The following is a 20,759-nucleotide window of genomic DNA, read 5'->3' as shown; positions in this document are numbered from 1 at the left end:
ACCAAACCACTATCATGCGTTTACGTGACCTGATTTTTTCTGCAGTTTTAGCGAGTCTAACTATACCAGCGCTTGCACAACAGGAAAATAAAATACAGTCTAATAAGGATACCATCAATAACCTGAATGAGGTGATGGTGAAAGAAAACCGGCTTAAATTGCCTTTCTCCAAACAAAACCGGAACATTTGGATCATCGATAGTGAAAAGATCAAGAGCTTGCCTGCCAGATCGGTTAGCGAGCTCCTGAGTTATGTTTCAGGCGTTGATGTCCGCCAGCGGGGCCCAGGTGGCACACAAGCGGACATCAGTATGGATGGAGGAACCTTTGACGAGACACTGGTCCTGATTAATGGGATTAAAGTATCAGATCCGCAAACCGGACATAATATGATGAATCTGCCCATTACCATGGAGGATATTGATCATATCGAAGTTTTGCGTGGCTCAGCCTCCCGAATCTATGGTATTAATGCCCTCACAGGGGCCATCAATATCGTCACCCGCAATCCTCAAAAAACAGGGGTGTCCGCCAACCTGTTTTCTGGAAGCAGTTTCAAGAAAGACGAAGTTTCGGGAAATACCTACGCCAATTACGGTATCCATGCCAGTGGAACGCTGGTGCAGAATGGGGCAAGTCATCTCTTGTCCGTAGGTCAGGAAGCCGGGAATGGTTACCGGTACAATACTGCTTTTAACAATCAAAAAGTATATTATCAGGGGAAATTACCAGTTGGAAAGACAGACGTTCTGGACCTGCTGGCAGGTTATACGCACAATAATTTTGGCGCAAACGGATATTATTCCGCTCCCGGCGACAAAGAATCTGAAGAGACGGTGAAAACAGCCCTGGCCTCTGTTTCTTATACCACAAAGCTGAGTGACAAGTGGACTATGGTGCCCAGGATCAGTTACCGGAACAATGTGGATGACTACCTGTACATTAAACAGACTCCGGATAAGTTTCACAATCATCACCAGACCAATGTTTTTGACGCTGAACTGAACAATACCGTTCAAACCAGTATCGGCACCTTTGGACTCGGACTGGAAGCCCGTACCGAAAACATCAATAGTACAAATCTGGGCAAAAGGGATCGCCGCAATGCGGGAATCTTTGGAGAATACAAATTTGAGCCTATAGAGCGGTTACTGATCAACGCCGGGGCGTATGTCAATTACAACTCTGATTATGGCTGGCAGGCCTTTCCTGGTTTAGACGCAGGATATAATTTTTACGGTAACTGGAGGATTTTTGCGAATCTGGGGACCGGTCAGCGCTTACCTACTTACACCGATCTCTATTATAAAGGGCCTACCAATATTGGTAACGACCAGCTTCAGCCTGAAAAATCGAAATACGCAGAAGGAGGGATAAAATTTAACGATGAAAAGCTGGCTCTGAATGCCAGTTATTTTATAAGAAGAATAGATAATTTTATTGACTGGGTCAAAGCACAGCAAACGGATCCATGGCAGCCGCAGAACTTTAGTCAGGTCAATACCAAAGGATTTACCCTGAGTGCCGATTACACGCTTAAAGCGATGGAAACAGATGTGCTAAGCCGTTTTAGGTTGGGCGCTTCTTATACAAACCTTGATCCTAGTTTTAAAACGACACTTGCAACAGCTAATTTTTCCCGTTATGCATTGGAAAGTCTAAGAAATCAGCTTAGCGGAACCCTAAATGCAGAATTCTATAACCTTGTTGCGGTAACGCTTACCGCGCGTTACAACCAACGGATCAATTATAAAGATTATACCGTAATGGATACCAGGATAACGTTTAAACAAAAGCATTATAGTATTTATGCCGATGGTGCGAATCTCTTTAATGTACAGTATATAGAAGCCGGAGCTGTACCTATGCCCGGTTCCTGGTTTACTTTAGGCATAAAAGCAGGAATTTAATTCCTGCTTTTATTTTTTTAGTTCCATTTTCTTTGTACCGGTCGCATATAATATACCGCCAAGTACATGCTTCAGGAACAGTGGGTCTGTATAAGAATCTTCCATATGACCTAACCCTGTGTAAAAGGCTCTGCCACCATCAAAATCATGGTACCATGCAAAAGGATGCGGATCCCCGTTTATACCACCTGTATAAGTCTTTTCATCCAGGGTCATCAAGATATGAAGGTCGGTTTGTATTTCTTTGAAATTATACCATTCGTCCTTTCTTTTCCATTCATGGGGTAAATGTCTGGTGGCAATTGTATTTGTGTCAATGACATGAAGGACGGCTTCTTGTTGCGCAGGGTGGCTAACGAAATAAGCACCAACGAGTTTTCCATACCATGGCCAGCCATATTCGGTATCTGAAGCAGCGTGTATCCCGACAAAGCCACCTCCCTGATGTATATAATCCTCAAAAGCTTTTTGCTGTTGGTCATCCAGTACATCGCCAGTAGTGTTCAGAAAGACAACAGCGGCATATCTTTTTAAATTTTTCAGTGTAAACTGGCTGGGATTGGTCGTGGTATCTGCCACAAATTTATGCTCAGCAGCCAGTTTCTGCAGCGCAGGAAAACCATTGGCAATGGATTGATGATGGTAGCCCGCCGTTTTCGCAAAAACGAGCAGACGTTTTTGTGCAAAAGAAGCTGTGCAGTGAAAAAACAGGAGTAGGATTAAGATTCTCATAATTAAAGATGCATAAATAATTACAAAAATTAACGAATAGTGTTCATTTTTAGGGCAATACTCCCATAAAAGTTTCTTGTTGCGGCTGTATTAAAATATCTGCCGTTTGCTGCATTCAGGTCATTGCCCAGGCTGTATTTCTGGTTCAATATATTGTCTACTCCTGCAAAAATCTCTATCGGTACACCAGAAATGTGAATATTTTTACAGCCAATTCTAGCCTGAAGCAGGTGATAGCTTTTGGCGTAGACAGTATTGGCATCATTGAGGGGAATCTTTGAGGTGTAGTTGTGCTCGATAAACACATAAAAATCTTTTGGCAGCTGCAGGTCTGCGCTGCTCACCAGTATATTCTTAGGCACACCCGTCAAGTCATTTCCAGAATAGCTGATCGTTTTATCCAGGTAATTCTTAAAATTAAACCTGCTCAACGTATATGCTGTCTTGAGCTGCAGCCCCTTAACCCACCCATCAGATTCTGGAGAAATGACCCAACAAGACATACTGGTTTCCAATCCCCATTGCCTGGTGCCGCCAGCATTAATAAAATATTCGGTATCGTTATTATTTAATCGTCTTACAATCGCATTTTTCAGGTTGTAAAAGAAACCAGTCACATCAGCAAAGAACCTTTTGTTTAAACCTTCATACCTAAAACCACCTTCATAGTTCCATCCATACTCTGGTTGCAGGTCTACATTAATGACATTGTTTGAAGCCCTGACTTCTGCAAGAGTTGGAGGAGAATAGCCTTTACTAATGGAACTGCGTAGTGATAGATGCTGGTCGAAGAGGTAGGAGAGTGCAGCCCGGGGCATGAACTGTGTGTTAAACTGATTCGTTTTTTGGCTGATTTCTATAGGGAAGCTGCTTCTATAGCGGTATTTATAGAGATTTGCACTCCCTGACAGTTCCAGGAGCCACTTGTTCAGGAAATCAAAGTCCATGTGTAGAAATGCGACATTGGATATGGCCTTTAGACGATCCGCAGCCTGTAATTTACCTGGAATTCCTGAATTATTGTCGGAGTTGTGGTAGTCGGTGGAAGTCTCCATGCTTTCCAGTCCAAGATCAAACTTCCAGTTCAGGTCTTTTAATTTTCTTTCATATTGTACATAAGTACGCAGGCCCAGTGTGAATTCTTTTCTGTGCTCGTAATTGGTGATAAAGGGATTCTTAAAATCGGTATAGGAACTGAACACAGAGGCTACGTGTTTAAATCCTTTGCTGATTTGCCAGTTGTTGGAGAGGCCTCCATAAAGTGTTTTACTGTAGATGGCTGCCTGCTGATCCGCCGCACTTTTAATCGCGCCAGCTGCAGGCCTGGATTGTTGTGGATTCTGATTATTCTGAACTTCCGTTAACCCGCCTGGGGTATCATAATGAAGGTCTGAGTAAAAAAATAAGGCTTTGACATTGGCAACAGCAGCGTAATCCAGCTTCTGGGATAATTGCACATATTTACGGTCCATCGCACTGTGGTCGCGGTAACCGTCACTATGCTGATAAGCCTGAACCAGGTTAAACTGATATTTCCCAAGATTTTTCCCAAACCGCAGGTTCTCCTGAAAAAGTCCAAAAGACCCACCCTGAAGTTTAAAATCCAATGCAGTTTTTCCTCCTGTCAATTCGGCAGGGCTAATCAATACCACTCCTCCGGAATTTGCACCGTAAAGGCTGCTTTGTGGGCCTTTGAGGATCTGTATCTGGCCAATAGCATTCACGTCGAGTGCATTCAGATAGGTGTTTCCACCAGCGTCTGTTAAAGGAAAATCATCCAGATAGATCTTTATATTTCTGATTCCGAAAGGGGAGCGGAGTAGACTACCCCTGATAGATAGGCGATAGCTGCCGGGAGAGCGTTCTTCCATTCGGATTCCTGGTACGGTGTTCATAGAGGAGACCAAACTGGTGCCTTGTTGCCGGCTAAGTATAGTGGAGTCGAGCACAGCTACAGATCCCGTAGCCCTGAGTAGCGGTTGCGGGGAAAAATACGGACGGATAATGACTTCTTTTAGTCTTTTTGTTGAATCCTGAATAGTTTGTGTATAACCGGAAAAAAACAGAAATAGAAAGAACAAGGTCAGGCACTTCTTCATAGCTTCAATATTAGTAAAGATAATTCAAAAAAACGGTCTGTGATGATAGGAGGGAGGTGAATTTTTTGGAAAATTCTGTACAGCTGCTTCAAGACTAACGATATCAGGCGGCTGAAGAAGCCGCAGATCTCTGAGGTCTTTCCGCAACGTACGAGAATTTTCCGTAGCAAATTGCAGAGGAGGGAGGAGACCAGGCAGGGCGCAGCTTTTCCTATTGTTTCGGTTTACATTGGTTGATTATTGAGCTGATAATGGTTTAAGGTAAATAAATATTGAACAAATAATATATAAGGGAAAAGTAAGGAGCAAACAGGAAGTTTATCCCTGCTTTATCCCTGTTTGGTCCCTGTTTAGTGCCTGTTTGATCCCTATTTGGAATAAGCCAATTGTTTATTTGGACAGAACCTGAACAGGACCTGTATGTGCGCGGATCTAAGCTTTTTGTTTTTAATTTTCCTGGTAGTTTTTTAGGGCTGGGTATGTGCTGGCGGATAGAATAACCGATGGATTTATACGGGAAATCAGGCTATGCTCGAAATCCAGAAAAAAAGAAGGTGTAAGGGAGAAGGCCTTTTAAGGTTTGCGGGCTTTTTCTGCCCGCCTAAGCTTAAGCAGCCTTCGAGCTTACCCTTCTTTTTTTAAAATTAAGCACCCTGTTGAAGCGACCCGGTTTCTCAGCTAGTCAACCAAAGATTTAGCCACAAAAAAGGATGTCCCAAACGAGACATCCCTTTCCAAATAAAAGTTAACAGGAAATTATCCTAATCTGCTTTGCAAATTCTCATCAATTGCAGCAAGGAATTCTTCTGTATATAAGTAATCTTTACCATGTTCCACTTTGTTACCATGGATACAAACAGCTAAATCTTTAGTCATTTTACCGCTTTCTACAGTTTCGATACAAACCTGCTCTAAAGTATGGCAGAATTTGATCAATTCCTGGTTGTTGTCTAATACACCACGGAATTCCAAACCTCTGGTCCATGCAAAGATAGACGCAATAGGGTTGGTAGAAGTTGGTTTGCCAGCCTGGTGATCACGGTAGTGACGAGTCACAGTACCATGCGCAGCCTCAGCCTCCATTGTTTTGCCATCCGGAGTAACCAGAACAGAAGTCATCAAACCTAATGAACCAAAGCCCTGAGCAACAGTATCCGATTGAACATCACCATCATAGTTTTTACAAGCCCAAACAAAGTTACCATTCCATTTCAAGGCAGAAGCCACCATGTCATCGATCAAACGGTGCTCATAAGTAATACCAGCCTCAGCAAATTTAGCTTTAAAGTCGTTTTCATAGATCTCTTCAAAGATATCTTTGAAACGGCCATCATATTTCTTAAGAATGGTGTTTTTTGTAGATAAGTACAGAGGCCATTTTTTGCTTAAAGCCTGGTTAAAACAAGCATTAGCAAAACCACGGATACTCTCATCTGTATTGTACATGGCCAAAGCAACACCATCACCTTTAAAGTTGTAAACATCAAAAGACTGAACCTCACCACCATCTTCAGGAGTGAAAGTTAAAGTCAGTTTACCTTTTCCTTTGGTTACCAAATCTGTAGCACGGTACTGATCACCAAAAGCATGACGGCCAATGCAGATCGGAGCTGTCCAGTTTGGAACCAAACGAGGAACATTGCTCATTACAATTGGTTCACGGAAAACAGTACCATCAAGAATATTACGGATGGTTCCGTTAGGTGATTTCCACATTTGTTTCAAATTAAATTCTTTAACGCGCTGCTCATCAGGAGTGATGGTCGCACATTTAATCCCTACACCATATTTTTTAATGGCTTCAGCGGCGTCAATCGTTACCTGGTCATCAGTTTCATCACGATACTCAATACCCAGGTCATAATATTTAATATCAAGATCTAAATAAGGAAGGATCAGTTTGTCTTTGATGAATTTCCAAATGATGCGGGTCATCTCGTCACCATCTAACTCTACAACGGGCTGGGTTACTTTAATTTTTTGTACAGACATATTATGGATTCAATTTTAATTGATTATAAAAAAACAAAGATATAAATTTTGAGTTTATAGCCTCGGTTTCCGGCAAATTCCGAAAACAATTAAAGATTTAATAACGTTATTATGATATAAAATTAAGCATCATGAGTACAAACAACAACAGCACCGGCGGAAATCAAAAGTCGAATGGCAGATTACATGGTTTTGAATTGGGGGAGACCAGAGATTTCAAGAATCTCTCTTACGATGAAGAGAAGAACAGTTTTGAGTACGATGTAAAAGGGAATGATAAAGAATATGATCATCCTTTGCCTTACGATACAGCGGCCGCAAATGGGGGTGATGAGAATTCAGATTATGATGAGGCCAATCCCTATATAGGAGATGAATATGCTAAACCTGCAGATAAAGCAGAACAAGGTTTAGTTGATTTGGGAATGCATGTGGATAATGGCAGTATTGTCGAGGTGGAGCCGGAAGATGAATTCCTGGCCAGAACACCCGAAGATGATCGCCCGGATCTGGATGAAGAGGGTTACCCAATCAATGATGCACCACCTAGAAAATAAAATCAGATAATATCGAGATTAAAACGTTTACGCATTTCTTCCAGCTGAGGATTCTTTTGTGCCAGGTACTGGTATTTTTCAATACTGGTATAAAGCCTGTTTTTGAGCTGGACCTCAATTTTTTTGGTTTTGATTTGTATGCTGAAGTTTTTTAGCTGAGACCTTAGAAAATTCAGAAAATAGACCATCTCTTCGTGGAGCAAGCCTTCCTGTATTTTATTTTCTATTAATACAGTGATCTCGTGCTGCTCCAGTATCGGTTCGTTACTGGTCAGTAAGGTAAATATATTGATCTTGCCTTCATCTTTGGCTTTATGGGCATAACTATTCCATAAAGACATCAGCTGCTCAAAGGTGAAAGAATCTTTATCATGACCATCTATGTATTTTGGCTCTTTGCTCTCCGCTTCCGAGGCCAGGCTTTCCAGCGAAGTTAAAGATGGAATCAGCGTGCCACCCGTCTTATTGACCAAAGGCTGCGGCTTTAAAACAATTTTATCTGTTTGAGTGACTGGTCTTGCTGGCTGAGGGGTGTTGCTTGCTGGTGCCTGCGGTGCCGGAGCAGGTTTTTCAGGTGCTTTTGGAGAGATGCCTGCAGATGGAACAACGGCAGGTATTTCAGTTTTTACATCAGTTTTTTTTTTAATCTGATCGTTGTCAGTTAAGGAATTGGATGCCGGTAATTGAGCCAATTGCAATACTGAGGGGATGTGACACATTTTGATCAGCGCCAATTCCACCTGAAGCCGCTGATTTTTGCTGTTCTTGTACGAGAGGTCAGTTTGATTGGCCAGATTCAGTGCCGTTAAAATAAAGGAGACTGAGGTTTGCTGGCTTTGATTGATGTATTTTTGTTTGATATTCTCGCTGACTTCAAGAAGTTTAACTGTCTGCGGATCTTTGCCAACCAATAGGTTTCTGAGATGGCTTGCCAATCCGTTAATAAAATTGTTGCCATCAAAACCATTGTTTAAGATCTCATCAAACAACACCAGAGACTGGCTAACATTTGCAGAGGTCAGGTATTCTGTAAGTTTAAAATAATAATCGTAATCCAGGATGTTTAAATTATCGATAACAGATTTGTACGTGAGGTTTTTGTTGGTATAACTCACAATCTGATCGAACATAGATAAGGCATCCCTCAATCCGCCATCTGCTTTCTGCGCAATAATATGCAGACCGTCTGCTTCTACAGCAATATTTTCGCGCTGAGCGATTTTATTCAGGTGGCTGGCAATATCTTCTACCTGGATACGATTGAAATCGAAGATCTGACACCGCGACAATATAGTGGGCAGGATCTTGTGCTTTTCTGTCGTTGCCAGAATGAATATGGCATAAGACGGTGGTTCTTCCAGCGTTTTTAAGAACGCATTGAATGCATTTGCAGAGAGCATGTGAACCTCATCTATAATATAGATTTTGTATTTTCCTGCCTGTGGCGGAATCCTTACCTGGTCAATCAGGCTTCTGATGTCGTCAACCGAATTGTTGGAAGCCGCATCGAGTTCATGAAAGTTAAAGGAATGTCCGGTCTGGAAAGAAATACAGGATTCACAGGTGCCGCAGGCCTCCTGTTCCGGTGTTAAATTGGTACAATTGATGGTTTTTGCCAGGATACGGGCGCAGGTTGTTTTTCCTACCCCCCTTGGCCCACAAAATAAAAAGGCCTGGGCCAGCTGGTTATTTTTAATGGCATTCTTTAAAGTTCCGGTGATGTGGTGCTGTCCTACAACGGTTTCAAACGTTGCCGGGCGATATTTACGGGCCGATACTATAAAATTCTCCATTCGACAACGAAATTATAAAATTTTTACGGAGCAAAAGATTTTTGTGGAAAATAAACGCGATCCTGTGCAAAATGAGATTCTGATTAGGAAATATGAGGAGAAAAAGTAATTTTGCTTAAAAATCAAATATGAAACGCTTTCTTGTTGGTCTGTTGATGGCTATCCCCGTGCTTTCTTTTGCGCAATCCAATTTTCAAAAAGGTTATCTGGTTACCAATAACCAGGATACCATCAAAGGATATGTTGATTATAAAGAAAGGAGTGCAAACCCATCTTCTTTTAACTTTAGAACAGATTTAAACAATGAAATAAAGGTTTATGGTGTTAAGGAATGCTCAGCCTATGGCATTGACGGAATAGAATCCAGTCAGCGTTATGTAGTCAGGATCAGTCAGAGCAGAATGACATTGAACGATCTTTCCACTGGCTTGGATACGAGCTCAAAAACAGATACGGTATTCCTGAAAGTGCTTCAAACTGGAAAAAACATCACCTTGTTTTCTTATGAAGACAACATTAAAAGGAGGTTCTTTATACGAGAAAGTGGTATGTCTGAGCCTTATGAACTGATTCAGAGTTTTTTTCTGGCGCCAAATAAGACAGGCGTTTTTGTAACCGATAATAAATATGTGCGGCAACTTAAGGAAGTTACAGAAAAATTCGGGATGGATATCTCTGAAGAAAAATTAAAGTACTATAGGTATTCTGGTGCCGATCTGATAAAGTTATCTTCCCGGATCAATGGAGACGCTGCGGTTAAGAGTACATATAAATTAACCCGGTTTTATGCCGGGGGCGGTTTAAGTATCAGTAAGGTTTCTTTTCAGGGACAAAACGATCTGGCTTCAAAAGCAGCGATTAATAATAGTTCAGCCATGCCATCATTCCAAGCCGGAATTGACCTGTTTCTCAATCCTGCCATTAGGAGATTTATTTTTAGGACAGAACTTTCCTTTTTTAGCAGTAAGAACAAGGTTTCGCTTAATGAACCGATTAACGAATATATTTCTGATCAAAGTCAGGCCTTTGACCAATTGTCACTTTGCCTGACCCCACAGTTCATCTACAACTTTTATAATACCAGTGCTTTGAAAGTTTTTCTGGGCGCAGGACTGGGATGTAACTTCTCCAAATATTCGAATGTGATTTCTTCCATGTATAATTCGCTCAGGAAAGAGTTTGATATACAGAAAGATACTTTTAAGCCAGAGAAGTTTAATTTTTCCTTTCCGATTTCTGCGGGCGTAGTTTTAAATAAAAAGATAGAAGTTTCTGCGATGTATAGTATGCCTACCTCCATTACGACTTATACGATGTTCAGTGCATCTATGCAGAGGTGGAAGTTTGGGGTCAATTATCTGTTTGGGAAGAACTAAATCTTTTGATACTCTTTGTATTAATAGAAAATAATTAATACATTTGCAGCCCCGTTCGTAGCGGGAATTAAATTATAAAAACAAATAACAATGAATCAGTACGAAACTGTTATCGTTCTAACCCCGTTGTTATCAGAAGAAGTAGCTAAAGAAACCATCGCGAAATTTAGCAAAATCATTTCTGATAGCGGAGCCGAAATTGTTCAAGAGGACAATTGGGGTTTGAGAAAATTAGCATATCCGATTGAAAAGAAAGCAAGCGGATTCTTCCACCTTACAGAATACAAATGTTCAGGTGAATTAATTAACAAGTTAGAGTTGGAGCTTAAACGTGATGAGCGTGTTTTGCGTTTCTTAACTGTAAGATTAGACCGTCACGCGGTTGCTTACAACGAGAAAAAACGTAGCGGAGCTTTTAACAAAAAACCTAAAACGGAGGCTGCAGTATAATGGCAAAGGATCAAATACAATATGTTACCGCTCCAAAAGTGGACGATAACAGAAAAAAATATTGCCGTTTCAGAAAAAATGGTATTAAATATATCGATTACAAAGACGCAAACTTTTTGTTAAAATTCATCAATGATCAAGGTAAAATTTTACCTCGCCGTTTAACCGGTACTTCATTGAAATTTCAGCGTAAAGTAGCTCAGGCTGTAAAACGTGCTCGTCACATCGGTTTGTTACCTTTTGTTGCTGACCAATTAAAATAGGAACTGAGAGATGGAAATTATTTTAAAACAAGATATCAAATCCCTAGGGGAAAAAGATGATATCGTTACAGTAAAGCCAGGTTATGGTCGTAACTACCTGATTCCTCAAGGATTTGGTCAGTTGGCTACACCTTCAGCTAAAAAAGTATTGGCTGAAAACCTGAAGCAAGCTGCTTTTAAACAAGATAAAATTAAGAAAGATGCTGAAGGCATTGCTGAGCGTTTAACTGAGGTTAAATTGACAATCGGTGCTAAAGCTGGTGAGACAGGTAAGATTTTTGGTGCTGTAAACACGATTATGATTGCTGATGCATTGAAACAACAAGGTTTTGATGTTGACCGTCGCCGTATCACTTTCGAAACTGAACCTAAATTTGTTGGCGAATATGTGGCTAACTTAAACTTACACAAAGAAGTGAAAGTTAAAGTTCCTTTCGAAGTTGTAGCTGAGTAATCTTAATACGACATAAAAAAAAGCTTCCTGATTTTCAGGAAGCTTTTTTTTTGCCTTTATTTTAGGATCTATCTCCGCCTTTTGCTTCTCGCTTCATCAATCATTTGTCTGATCGTTTTGATGTCGCTTTTAGAAAAACCGCTTACTTCTACCTTATTTCCGTTCAGGAAAAGCCGCAGCGTAGAAAAACCAATCATAGGCGTATCTACTTCAATAGACGTAATGTCTTCATAGTTGAGGTATTTGGAATCTCCGCTGAATAATCCCGGTGATTTAATCTCAATACTGTTTTCTTCTAAATAAATCTCAGTTGGAAAAACCTTGTTGCCTTCTGAAAGACGGGATGCTGTAAACTTCATATCAATTTGTTGTCAGTTAAGACTTGGTTAAGGGGGTCTGTGCAAAGGCAAATTTAGAGAATTATTTAGGAACTTGGAGTGGAGTGAACAAGGATTTATAAAGCGAATTGATGTTTTTATTACCTTTGGGCAATGGCACAAAAAAAACGTTCAACGGCAAAGACTAAATCACCTCTTTTAAAAAAAATAACTTCCATACTGAGCCGGATACTGATCTGGTTTTTAAGTGTGAGCATTTTATGGGTGTTGGCTTACCGCTTTATCAATCCGCCAATTACCTTGCTGATGATTGAACGTAATATTGAGCGGAAGGCTGATGGAAAGACCTTCAAAACCGATAAAAAATGGATGCGCTTCGAGGATATTTCAGACAATATGAAAAGGGCAGCCGTATCGGCCGAAGACCAGCTTTTCCTGAAGCATATGGGTTTTGATATTAAAGCAATTGAAAAAGCCTATGAAAGCAATGAAAAGGGCAAAAAGGTAAAAGGAGGAAGTACCATTTCTCAGCAGACGGCTAAAAATGTATTCCTTTGGCCAGGACGCTCCTGGATCCGTAAAGGTTTTGAAGCTTATTTTACCTTGCTCATAGAGATGCTGTGGAGCAAAGAACGAATATTGGAAGTTTACCTGAACGTGATCGAAATGGGAGATGGGATCTATGGTGCTGAAGCGGCTTCCCAGGCTTATTATGGTAAATCCTGCAGCTCGTTAAGCCGTGCTGAGGCTGCATTGATCGCAGCTTGTTTTCCAAATCCTTTACGCTGGACACCGGCACACCCGACCCGTTATATTCAGCACCGTCAATACCTGATCATGCGAAATATGCGCAGATTGGGGCCGCTTGACTTCTAATTCATTAATAAACATTTACAATTTTTTTAAACTAGTCCTGTGGGCGGTGACGGTTGTATATTAAGATGTACATCTTCCGGTCCATGGTGTCTCTTCGTATTTCTTTCTTAAAGGAGTAAGGGTAAAATGGAGGTAAGTTGTCCTATTGTAAATGCATTATTATATTAAATTTCTTTTATGTCCTTGTTCTTAAGGTTGCTGCTCGTACCCCGGTTTTTTTATGCCATTTCATATTTTCGTTATCTATCACGTATTATAGGTTGTCGATCCGTCCTTCTGTTGCTGTTCCTTTTCTCTGCGGTAAAAGTTACCGGACAAATCATTACGGTGGCAGGTACCATTAAAGATAAGGTTACAAAGCAACCAATTCCATCTGTGAATGTCGTTTTCGCGGGAATTCCAGGCGGTGTAGTATCTGGTTCTGATGGACATTTTAAAATCAGAACGGCTAAGGCCGCAAAAATCATCAGGTTCTCCGCTATAGGATTTAAAACCCAGGAGCATCATCTGGAGCATTTGGTCATGGAGAATCTACTGATCGAACTGGAAGAAAATGCCCAGCAGCTGGAAGGTGTAAGTATCCAGGCCAGTCAACGTCCCCGTTATAAGAACAGGGGCAATGAAGCCGTAGAGTTGATCCGGAAAGTGATTGCACATAAAGAACAGAACATTGGTCCTTCCAACCAGGGAATCAGTTTCAGACAATATGAAAAATTGAATTTATCGGTCAGTATATCGAATGAACTGAGGTCAAAATCTTCCCTTTTGCGTAAATTTCCCTTTTTGGCGAAAACAGCGGATACTACTCTTCAGCCTGGAAAAACGCTGGTTCCGGTTTTTATGCAGGAAAGGTTAAGCCAGCATATCCGGAAGGAACAAGCAGATAAAGATAAGGTGAAGCTTTTAGATAGTAAGGAGTCCAGGATTGATCAATATCTTGACGAAGACGGTATTGATCAGTATCTGGAAAGGATTTATCAGCCTATAGATATTTATGATCATGATATCGGCCTTGGGGGGCAGAAATTTCTGAGCCCGGTCGCTTCACTGGCACCTGAGTTTTATAAATATTTCATTATAGATACCCTGAAACGTGAAGCAGGGTCTGTGGTGCACCTCATGTTTAGTCCCAGAAATAAGCAGGACATCCTGTTTATGGGAGAACTTTATATTAGCCTGGATGGCCGTTATGCGGTTCAGCACGCAAGCCTGTCTATCAACAAGGAGATCAATCTCAATTGGGTTAAGGACCTGCAGATTAAAGTCAGTTATGGGCTTGCATTGGATGGTAAATACCACATTTCTAAAAGTGTAATGGCTATGGATCTTGGGCTTTTTAAAGGGAAGTACAGCATTTTCGGGGAAAAGACCATTTTAAATGACAACTATCGGACTGGTTTGGCCATGCAGGATCTGGAAGCTGTCTTGAGCCCGGGAACAAGTGCTCAAAAAAATCTTCCTTTTAGCCGGCCTGAAGAATTGTCTCCCCTGGAAAAAAATGCTTATAAGAATATAGACAGCTTAAAGCAATCTTCCAGGTTCAAAACCATTATGGGATTTACCGCCTTTGTCCTGTCAGGGTATCAGAAGGTCGGCTTTATGGATATCGGCCCTGTCGGTTCGTTTTATAGTTTTAACCATGTAGAAGGCCGGCGGTTCAGGCTTAGCGGGAGGACAAATGATGACTTTAGTCAGAAAGTGGTACTGGAAGGGCATCTTGCCTATGGCCTTAGGGACGAACAATGGAAATATGCTCTGGGCGCCACCTATTCTTTTAAACCTTCGGGCGTCTACCAGTTCCCTGTAAGTACTTTTACACTGCGGCATAGCTATGAGACGCAAATTCCGGGTCAGGATCTGAATTTTATAGAGGATGACAATTTTTTGCTGTCGTTTAAAAGGGGCTTAAATGATAAATGGCTGTATAACCGGAAATGGTCTGCAGAATATTTTCAGGAAACCAAAGATCATTTTTCTTTGCGTGCTGGTTACAGGAATCAGGAACTTGACCCCGCAGGAGGATTGGTCTTCAGAACAGGTCATCCCCAAGAACGGATCATTAAAAATATTCAACTCTCTGAATTTGTGACAGAACTGCGGTGGGCACCCCATGAGCAGTTTTATCAGGGCAAGCGTTTTCGCAGACCTATCAGGAATGAATTTCCCATATTTACCCTAAGAGCTGGCGCCGGATTTAAAGGTTTTCTTGGCGGTGATTACAACTATCAGAACGTTTCTCTGAATATTTTTAAGAGGTTATATCTGGCTCCATTTGGACATTCGGATCTGATGCTGGAAGGCGGTGCCGTTTTTGGTCAGGTGCCCTTTCCTTTGCTGGTGATCCACAGGGCAAATCAAACCTATGCCTACCAGCCACAATCCTATAATTTGATGAATTTTATGGAGTTTATGAGCGATCGCTATGCCAGTTTGCATATTGACCATGCCTTTAACGGGTTCTTTTTAAACAAAATCCCTCTGGTAAAAAAACTACAACTGCGTGAAGTTGCCTCATTCAAAGTTCTGTACGGTGGCATTTCAGCGAAAAACCTTCCACAGAATGATCCGGATCTTTTTCGTTTTCAGCGCGACCGTGAAAACAGGCAAACTTCTTTTGCACTGGGTAGAACGCCTTATATGGAGGGTAGCGTTGGCATTTCAAACATCTTTAAAATCCTTCGTGTAGACTATGTGAGGAGATTTACCTACCTGGATCACCCGAATGTACCCAAATGGGGAATTAGGGCCAGGATACATGTGGATTTCTGATCCGGTTTTCCTATCTTCAAAAGCAAATATGCTTTTTGAAGAGGATGACCGTAATTTCTGGGAACAAATGCGACTGGGCGACAAACAGGCGCTTTTTGAACTGTACAACCTCATGTACTTTCATTTGATTCGTTATGGGCTGAAAATACAGCCTGACCATGAACTGGTTAAGGATGCTGTCAATCAAATATTTTTGAATTTATGGGAAAAACGTTCCCGACTGCCACAGGTAGACCATGTCCGGTCGTATTTGATGACTACGCTAAAACGGTGTATCCTAGACCAGATCTTTTACCAGGACCGGACCAATAATGCCCTGAGTAAAATGGTAGCAGAGGAAGAGGAGGAACTGTCTTATGAGGAGATCCTGATTCGTGTGCAACAGGATGATGATCTGAAAAAGAAACTTAGCATAGCTATTCAGCAGCTTAGTCCAAGGCAGATGGAGTTGGTCCGGCTTAAATTTTTTGAGGGGTTGACTTACGAACAGATCGCAGAGCGTACTTCCCAAACCATAAAAACTTCTTATAATACCATTTACGATGCGATTAAGGTGCTTAGAAAGCTGCTGAAGTAACCACCATTAAAAAAAATAAAATTTCCTTAGGAAAAAAGTAAGATTTCTCCGTCTGTATAGTAAAGACTTTTGCTATGCAACTTCCAGAAGATAATTTTAAGGTAGAAGACCTTGTTTGCAGCGAATCTTTCCAGCGTTATTGCCTCGGGACAGATTTGAAAGATGAATTGTTCTGGAAAGAGTGGCTTGTCCGCTTACCACATAAGCTTGCGGAAGTGGAAGAGGCCCGGCGTCTGATTCATTTGTTGAATGCTGAACAGGGCAACAGGGCAGAACAACTGGAACAATTAAAGGAAGGTTTGGCGCAAAATGGAATTTTTAAAGAGCGCTTTATGACCGAAATGGCACCAGAACCAGCGGCCAAAATCACAAGACGCGTTAGCAGCGGCTCTTTTTATTGGTACTCGGGTATCGCCGCCACCATCCTGATGGCCTTTATACTGGTCTATCTCTTCCGTCATCCCTTTGAAAATCAGATCAACAATACCTATCAGGGAGGGGAACGTTTTTCTTCTGGAAAAGCATTACGTAAAACGATTGTACTTAAAGATGGCACCGTCATCACCCTGGCAAGAGAAAGTGCCATCAGTCTTTTGAAAGATTTTGATCAGGAAAACCGGGAGCTCTGGTTAAATGGAGAAGCTTTCTTTGACGTAAAGCACGATTCTGCACATCCTTTCATTGTACACACCGCTTTTAATGATATTAAAGTTCTGGGAACTTCTTTTAATGTAAAAGCTTACCCGGCGTCAAAATCTATGGAAACCGCCTTGATCCGAGGAAGCGTACGTATAGATTCCAGACAACTTCCTGGCTATTTTGTTGTGCTAAAGCCTAATCAGAAGCTGTTCACCAAATACTTACCAGAGCAGCATTCAGCAGCGACAGTTAAGAAGGCTTACAAGATATCAGAACTCAAAACTACAGGTTCATCAAAGGCGCCTGAAGAGATCCAATGGATTAAGAAACGACTTGATATTGATAATCTTCCACTGTCTGTGATTGCCAGGAAACTTCAGGACTGGTATGGAATTCAAATCGTTATTGCAGATGAGGAGGTTGGAAATTATCACTACTCCGGTGTTTTTGAAAACGAAACCATTTTGAAAACGCTGGAGGCCCTGCAACTCTCTTACCCTTTCCATTTCAGAACAGAAAGCGACCGTATTGTCTTGACAAAATAACCTAAACTAACCACAACTAAACCAAACAACTATGAGAAAACACCTACTTTTAGAGCGTTTTGGCCAATATTCCTTAACCAGCAGGATATGGCTAAGTATGAAAATCACAGGCTGTATGCTGCTTTTCTTGTGCATGCAGGTTTCTGGTGCCGGATTTGCGCAGCAGAAGATTACCTTAAAAGCCAGCGGGACAAGTGTTAAAGTCTTGCTCAAAGCAATAGAAAAACAAACCGAGTATCGTTTTGTGTACAGCGACAATACCGAAGCCATTAATAACAAGACTTCACTGGATGTGAGAGATGTTTCGCTGGAGGAGGCACTGGGCCAGATCCTGAAGGATACCAGACTTACGTATAGCCTAAAGGAAAGCAATCTCGTGGTCATTTATCCAACAGTAAGCCTGGAGAAAAAGGAGGCTGTGATCACTGGTAAAGTCGTAGACGAAACCGGCTTGCCTTTGCCTGGAGTTTCGGTAAAAGTTTCCGGCTCCACTGTGGCCGTGGCTACGGATATAAATGGTCAGTATTCGATACGTGTAGCCGATGCGGCCGCCAGTCTTGAATTTTCTTTTATAGGTTATACCCGACAGGTACAGCAAATTGGGGCCAGAAAGGTGATTGATGTGGTCCTTAAAACCGATAGCCAAAGTTTGCAGGAAGTAACGGTGACTGGATATACCAATTACAAGAAGGAACAATCGGCATCTTCTTCTTCCCTGGTTACAGGAAAAGAAATGAGCCAGGTACCTTTATCTACCTTTGATCAGATTTTGCAGGGCCGGGTACCTGGGTTACAGGTGTCTTCTGGTTCCGGGCAACCGGGTACCAGTGCTACAGTGATCTTAAGGGGTGTGGGTACCATTAATGGAACTACCTCTCCACTGTATATTGTAGACGGTGTACCCATAGAAGCCGATTATTTTCAAACCTTAAATCCTTCTGATTTTGAATCCGTAACGGTTTTGAAAGATGCAACCTCTAAAGCGCAATATGGTTCTAAAGGTGCAAACGGGGTGATTGTCATCACGACTAAAAAAGGGAAATCCGGCAAAGTTCAGTTCAACTATAAGTCCCAGTATGGAATTTCCAAGCTGACCTCGCCAAAGTTTGACATGATGAACACCACGCAGCGCCTGCAGTTTGAAGAGGAAGTGGGCCGGGAAACTGGATCTGACATTGGGCCGGGATGGACGTTCTCTAAGAACAACCCGGATTATGCCACAAAATCAACGGCTGAAAAGCAGCGTGCTGATTTTATCCTAGACAGTATTGGTAAGATCAATACCAATTGGAAAGACATCTTTTTCCGCACAGGTAAATTCATGGAACAGCAGGTAGACGCCAGTGGCGGGAATGAGAATGTACGTTTTTACAGTTCCCTTAATTATTATAAACAAGACGGAATAGCCGTGAGGTCAGGGCTACAGCGTTACTCTTTGAGAAATAACGTAGATTTTAATGCCGGTAAGTTTTCCGGAAGTATCAATACCAGTCTGGGGTATTCTGAGTCCAGCTATATAGAACGGGAAGGCTCAAGCAGGGGAGTCAATCCTTTGGCGGCCCTTTTTTATGCATTGCCTTATGAAAATCCATACGCCTCAGACGGGACATTAGTACATTATGGCAATGAAGACCAGTACGAAATCTACGATCAGCGGGAAGGAAGTAATGCATTGGAAAGGATGTTGAACACCACGAGCAAGGACAACCAGTACAAAACCTTATTGAGTGCCTCTTTAAATTATAAGATTACCCCAGAACTGACGGCGAAGACCAGACTGGGTATAGATTTCAGAGAAACGACTACAGAAAATTCAGTTAATCCGGATTCTTATTCCGGATCGAACGAAAACGGGGAAAAGGGAAGTTTTGGAGAAGGTTTAAAACGTAATTTTTCCATGATCTCTACCTCCGGATTAAGCTATCAAAAAACGATAGACAAGCACAATTTTGAACTGACAGCGCTCTATGAGATTACGAAACAACATTACCGTAATTTCGGCTATAAGGCTTATGGTATAGATCCCCGATTACAGGGAACACCTGCCGGGGCCACTCCGGGAACATCCGATAATAATTTTATCCCCGAATTTAATGGAGGACGTACCAGAAATGCATTGATCTCCTATATTGCTTTGGGAAGATATACCTTTGACGACCGGTATACCTTAAATGCGAGTTACCGTTATGACGGTTCTTCTACCTTACCTGCCAAAAACAGATGGCACGGATTTTATTCCCTGGGTGCAGCCTGGAACATGAAGAAAGAAAACTTCCTGGCTTCAAATGAGCTGATCAATGACCTGCGGTTCAGGGTAAGTTACGGAACCACAGCCAGTCCTTTTCCTGGTAACTTCACCTACTTGTCTACCTATTCTACCACGACTTATGGTGGAAACAGCGGGATTTATCCTTATGCCTATGGAAATGCAAACTACGATTGGGAGTATGCCAAGGATTTTAACGCTGGATTTGACCTGGATATCTGGAACAACCGTATTCATTTGACCACAGATGTATACAGCAAGGTGACCAAGAACCTGTTCCTGGATCTTCCGGTATCCCTGACTTCTGGTGTGGACGTATTGAACCTGAATGCTGGTTCGATGCGCAACAGAGGGGTCGAAGTTGACTTTAAAGTAGATGTGATCCGCAATACCGACCTGAAATGGAATGTTGGCGTTAATTTCGCTTACAACCAAAACCGGGTAACCTCTCTGGGTGGGTCAGAGGGCTTCGAGATGAATACCACCGAGTTTGTACAAGTAGGCTTGCCGTTTGGTTCGCATTATGCACCTAAATGGGCTGGTGTAGATCCTCAGACGGGAGATCCTTTATATTATACCAAAGATGGCGTTAAAACGACCGATTACAATGCAACCACGATGAGCGTGTCTCAGTTTGGGTCGCTTTATCCTCCGTTTACCGGAGGCTTTAATACCATGTTAAATTATAAAGGACTTTCATTAACGGCCTTGTTCAGCTTCGCAAATCATGTGTACCGCTATAATAATGAAGATTATTACAATGAAAATCCAAGTTTTGCAACCAGTAACCAATCGGTTAGAATGTTGTACGACAGGTGGGAAAAACCAGGTGATCAGGCCTTGCTGCCAAGGTTTGATGCCAAAAGGAGCTACTCTTCAAAAGACATTCAGGATGCTTCATACATCAGGCTCAGAAATGTAAACTTAAGTTATGCGTTTCCGAAGTCTTTGCTTTCCCGCACTAAATTTATCAGTGGAGTAAGCGTATTTGTTCAGGGTAGCAATTTGCTGACCTGGACAAAATGGAAGGGCTTTGATCCGGAGGACAGCAATGGCGAGGCCATGTTTGACTATCCCAATTCCAGAACATATACCCTTGGTTTAAATGTTAATTTCTAATCCT

General features: G+C 41.8%; 16 protein-coding genes. 11 read left to right on the top strand and 5 right to left on the bottom strand.

From position 1 onward, the window contains the following. Positions 1-14: 14 nt before the first annotated feature. Entirely contained in the window at positions 15-1,910 is a 1,896-nt protein-coding gene (locus R2S08_RS27165) for a TonB-dependent receptor plug domain-containing protein (protein WP_316838044.1), read from the top strand. Between the two features lie 9 nt (positions 1,911-1,919). Here the strand turns inward: R2S08_RS27165 and R2S08_RS27160 are convergent, their stop codons facing one another. The 3 genes from R2S08_RS27160 to R2S08_RS27150 all read right to left on the bottom strand — a co-directional run bounded on the left by R2S08_RS27160 (position 1,920) and on the right by R2S08_RS27150 (position 6,733). Continuing rightward, positions 1,920-2,642, bottom strand: a complete 723-nt coding sequence (locus R2S08_RS27160; RefSeq protein WP_316838043.1) for a ThuA domain-containing protein — start codon at positions 2,640-2,642, stop codon at positions 1,920-1,922. Between the two features lie 29 nt (positions 2,643-2,671). Then, positions 2,672-4,741: a TonB-dependent receptor gene (locus tag R2S08_RS27155; RefSeq protein WP_316838042.1), complete on the bottom strand. Its 2,070-nt coding sequence runs from the start codon at positions 4,739-4,741 to the stop codon at positions 2,672-2,674. A gap of 756 nt (positions 4,742-5,497) precedes the next feature. Continuing rightward, positions 5,498-6,733: an NADP-dependent isocitrate dehydrogenase gene (locus R2S08_RS27150; RefSeq protein WP_133778870.1), complete on the bottom strand. Its 1,236-nt coding sequence runs from the start codon at positions 6,731-6,733 to the stop codon at positions 5,498-5,500. A gap of 131 nt (positions 6,734-6,864) precedes the next feature. Between R2S08_RS27150 and R2S08_RS27145 the strand changes: the two genes are divergently transcribed. Further along, positions 6,865-7,290 carry a hypothetical protein gene (locus R2S08_RS27145; protein WP_316838041.1) on the top strand — a complete coding sequence of 142 codons (426 nt, stop codon included), beginning with the start codon at positions 6,865-6,867 and terminating at the stop codon, positions 7,288-7,290. A gap of 2 nt (positions 7,291-7,292) precedes the next feature. On the opposite strand, the gene R2S08_RS27140 is transcribed toward R2S08_RS27145, so the two are convergent. Then, positions 7,293-9,083: a DNA polymerase III subunit gamma/tau gene (locus R2S08_RS27140; protein WP_316838040.1), complete on the bottom strand. Its 1,791-nt coding sequence runs from the start codon at positions 9,081-9,083 to the stop codon at positions 7,293-7,295. A gap of 128 nt (positions 9,084-9,211) precedes the next feature. Between R2S08_RS27140 and R2S08_RS27135 the strand changes: the two genes are divergently transcribed. The 4 genes from R2S08_RS27135 to rplI all read left to right on the top strand — a co-directional run bounded on the left by R2S08_RS27135 (position 9,212) and on the right by rplI (position 11,626). Next, positions 9,212-10,459: an outer membrane beta-barrel protein gene (locus R2S08_RS27135; protein WP_316838039.1), complete on the top strand. Its 1,248-nt coding sequence runs from the start codon at positions 9,212-9,214 to the stop codon at positions 10,457-10,459. 90 nt (positions 10,460-10,549) lie between these two features. Then, positions 10,550-10,909 carry a 30S ribosomal protein S6 gene (rpsF, locus tag R2S08_RS27130; protein WP_316838038.1) on the top strand — a complete coding sequence of 120 codons (360 nt, stop codon included), beginning with the start codon at positions 10,550-10,552 and terminating at the stop codon, positions 10,907-10,909. Continuing rightward, positions 10,909-11,172, top strand: a complete 264-nt coding sequence (rpsR, locus tag R2S08_RS27125) for a 30S ribosomal protein S18 (protein ID WP_012780908.1) — start codon at positions 10,909-10,911, stop codon at positions 11,170-11,172. Before rpsF ends, rpsR begins: the two co-directional genes overlap by 1 nt. A 10-nt stretch (positions 11,173-11,182) precedes the next feature. Further along, positions 11,183-11,626, top strand: coding sequence for a 50S ribosomal protein L9 (rplI, locus tag R2S08_RS27120; RefSeq protein ID WP_108549805.1), 444 nt, complete (start codon positions 11,183-11,185; stop codon positions 11,624-11,626). A gap of 68 nt (positions 11,627-11,694) precedes the next feature. On the opposite strand, the gene R2S08_RS27115 is transcribed toward rplI, so the two are convergent. Next, positions 11,695-11,985 (bottom strand): hypothetical protein, encoded by a 291-nt coding sequence (locus R2S08_RS27115; RefSeq protein WP_316838037.1) that lies wholly within the window; start codon positions 11,983-11,985, stop codon positions 11,695-11,697. A gap of 132 nt (positions 11,986-12,117) precedes the next feature. Here R2S08_RS27115 and mtgA point away from each other — a divergent pair, with 132 nt between their 5' ends. The 5 genes from mtgA to R2S08_RS27090 all read left to right on the top strand — a co-directional run bounded on the left by mtgA (position 12,118) and on the right by R2S08_RS27090 (position 20,755). Then, positions 12,118-12,840, top strand: coding sequence for a monofunctional biosynthetic peptidoglycan transglycosylase (gene mtgA, locus R2S08_RS27110; protein ID WP_316838036.1), 723 nt, complete (start codon positions 12,118-12,120; stop codon positions 12,838-12,840). Between the two features lie 177 nt (positions 12,841-13,017). Then, complete coding sequence (locus tag R2S08_RS27105) at positions 13,018-15,609, top strand: DUF5686 and carboxypeptidase-like regulatory domain-containing protein (RefSeq protein WP_316838035.1); 2,592 nt, start codon at positions 13,018-13,020, stop codon at positions 15,607-15,609. A gap of 28 nt (positions 15,610-15,637) precedes the next feature. Next, complete coding sequence (locus R2S08_RS27100; protein ID WP_166643982.1) at positions 15,638-16,186, top strand: RNA polymerase sigma factor; 549 nt, start codon at positions 15,638-15,640, stop codon at positions 16,184-16,186. 74 nt (positions 16,187-16,260) lie between these two features. Then, the gene (locus R2S08_RS27095) at positions 16,261-17,370 is read left to right on the top strand and encodes a FecR family protein (protein ID WP_316838034.1); all 1,110 of its coding nucleotides are present in this window, start codon (positions 16,261-16,263) and stop codon (positions 17,368-17,370) included. A 31-nt stretch (positions 17,371-17,401) separates the two neighbouring features. Beyond that, positions 17,402-20,755, top strand: coding sequence for a SusC/RagA family TonB-linked outer membrane protein (locus R2S08_RS27090; RefSeq protein WP_316838033.1), 3,354 nt, complete (start codon positions 17,402-17,404; stop codon positions 20,753-20,755). Positions 20,756-20,759: the final 4 nt, after the last annotated feature.

Origin of the sequence: Pedobacter nutrimenti (assembly GCF_032678445.1) — a bacterium.
Lineage (GTDB): Bacteria > Bacteroidota > Bacteroidia > Sphingobacteriales > Sphingobacteriaceae > Pedobacter > Pedobacter nutrimenti_A.
The sequence above is the reverse complement of the archived record's forward strand: the minus strand, read 5'-3'. Positions and strand labels throughout refer to the sequence as shown.